1 protein-coding gene is annotated in these 222 nt (G+C 68.9%); it reads left to right on the forward strand.

The features are described 5' to 3' along the window. A partial coding sequence (locus APZ21_RS14415; RefSeq protein WP_156371073.1) for an AMP-binding enzyme occupies positions 1 to 222 on the forward strand: 222 nt, incomplete at both ends.

A 222-nucleotide genomic window follows, 5' to 3' on the forward strand; every position in this document is an offset into this window, starting at 1 on the left:
TTGACCGGGCACGCGAGTGTGTCGCAGGCGGTGGCGGTGGTGCGGTCGGACGCGCGTACCGGCGATCGGCTGGTGGCCTATGTCGTGGCCGCGTCGGACGCGACCGTGGACGTCGAGATCTTGCGCGCCCACCTGAGCGGACTGCTGCCGTCGTATATGGTGCCCGCTGCTCTCGTGGTGCTGGAGGAGATGCCGCTGAGCGCGAACGGCAAACTCGACCGA

This window comes from Nocardia arizonensis (assembly GCF_001310275.1).
GTDB classification, from domain to species: Bacteria; Actinomycetota; Actinomycetes; order Mycobacteriales; family Mycobacteriaceae; genus Nocardia; species Nocardia arizonensis.